Source organism: Lentzea kentuckyensis, from assembly GCF_002150765.1.
GTDB classification, from domain to species: domain Bacteria; phylum Actinomycetota; class Actinomycetes; order Mycobacteriales; family Pseudonocardiaceae; genus Lentzea; species Lentzea kentuckyensis.
In genome coordinates this window covers 1-1,572 of sequence record NZ_MUYM01000232.1, presented here as the reverse complement: position 1 = coordinate 1,572, position 1,572 = coordinate 1, and the positions used below count along the sequence as shown (strand labels likewise).

At 71.8% G+C, this 1,572-nt stretch carries 2 protein-coding genes and 1 pseudogene; 1 reads left to right on the top strand and 2 read right to left on the bottom strand.

All coding sequences use genetic code 11. The features are described from left to right. Positions 1-373: pseudogene (locus B0F77_RS46245) on the top strand (hypothetical protein); the annotation flags it as partial. A gap of 2 nt (positions 374-375) precedes the next feature. On the opposite strand, the gene B0F77_RS46240 reads toward B0F77_RS46245, so the two are convergent. Together B0F77_RS46240 and B0F77_RS46235 are read right to left on the bottom strand one after the other, a co-directional pair. Beyond that, the gene (locus tag B0F77_RS46240; RefSeq protein ID WP_086669356.1) at positions 376-1,008 is read right to left on the bottom strand and encodes an MBL fold metallo-hydrolase; all 633 of its coding nucleotides are present in this window, start codon (positions 1,006-1,008) and stop codon (positions 376-378) included. A 104-nt stretch (positions 1,009-1,112) separates the two neighbouring features. Continuing rightward, on the bottom strand, positions 1,113-1,572 hold a 460-nt coding region (locus B0F77_RS46235; RefSeq protein WP_483868463.1), incomplete at its 5' end, for an NUDIX hydrolase.

Here is a 1,572-nt window from a genome sequence, read left to right as displayed (position 1 = left end):
CTTCCCGCCCAAGCCCGTGAAGCGCATCCCGATCGTGCCGGTCGACGCCGGGATCGAGTTGCTCCCGGGCCCCTCGCCGATCGACCGGGCCGAGCTGCTCCCCGAGCCCACCCCGATCAACCGGGCCGAGGTGACCACCGAGCTGAAGGCGGACGAGCTGGCGGCGCTGCAGGCCGCGCTGGCCGAGCCCGCCGAGCCGTCGTCGGTGGACGCGAACCTGAGCGAACGCGAGCGGGCCCTGCTGCAGCAGCTGCACGAGGAGCTGGCGCAGCGGGAGCAGACCGGCGCCAAGACCACCGACTCCGGCCGGTGGCAGATCGACCGGTCCTCGGCGCGTCAGTCGGCGTTCGGGGCCAGCAACAACGGGCACTAGCCTCAGTAGCCGGTGCGCAGGTACTCCAGCTGGGCCCGCNNGGTCGGTGCGCCGCCCAGTGACTCCACGGCCTTGCGGACCTGTTCGAGACGTTGCGTCCGGTGCGCCAGGTACATCCGCGCGGCCTCGCCGGCGTCCGCGAGTTCGGGGCCGTGACCGGGCAGCACCGCGGTGTGCTCCGGCAGTTCGGCCAGCAGCCTGAGCGACTCGAAGTAGTCGCCGAGCCTGCCGTCCGGGTGGGCCACGATCGTCGTGCCGCGGCCCAGGACCGTGTCGCCGGTCAGCACCGCCTCGCCTTCGATCACGAAGCACAGCGAGTCGCTGGTGTGGCCCGGTGTGCCGAGGACACGGAGCTCCAGTCCGGCGCTGGTGATCACGTCGCCGTCCACGAGGCCCTCTGAGCCATGCGTGAACGTCGGGTCGAGCGCGCGCACCGGGGCCTTCACCAGTTCCCCGAACTCGCGGGCACCTTCCGAGTGGTCCGGGTGGCCGTGGGTCAGCAGGATCTCGGCGATCGGGCCGACGGCGGCGATGCGCTTGAGGTGGGCCTCGTCGAGCGGTCCGGGGTCGATGACGACGTACCCGTCCGCGTCCGGGGCCTTGAGCAGCCACGTGTTCGTGCCGTCGAGCGTCATCGGTGACGGGTTGTCCGCCAGAAGAACGGCTGCGTGTTCGGTCACCTGGCGGAGTTCGCCGTAGGCGGGGTGCGCGGCGCGGGCGCCGATCAACGGGGAGCCGCTCACTGGAACACCACCCGGATGACGTCGCCGTCGCGAATGAGCTTGGGGATGATCTTCTCGACGCTGCGCTCCTCGGCCATGACCTGCTGCACGGTCCCGAGAGCGCCGATCTCGTCGAGGGTGCGCCAGGTAGGTGGCATGAGCATCCGGCGGCCCTCCTGGGCGTCCTGGACGGCTGCCGCGGGCGTCTGCCAGGAGGCGTCGGAGGCCTCGGAGGTCTCACCGTCGGCGCGTTGCCCGGTCGGCAGGGCGGCGACGAAGAAGCGGGTGTCGTAGCGGCGGGGTTCCTCGTACGGGGTCACCCAGTTCGCCCACGGCCGCAGGAGATCCGCGCGCAGGACGAGGTTGTTCGCCGCGAGGAACTGGGCCAGCGAGAGCTCGCGGTCGACCAGTTGCTGACGGGCTTTCGCGTAGGTCGAGGTGTCCGCGACGACCGAGCCGGCGTCCGGCCCGGCGAGC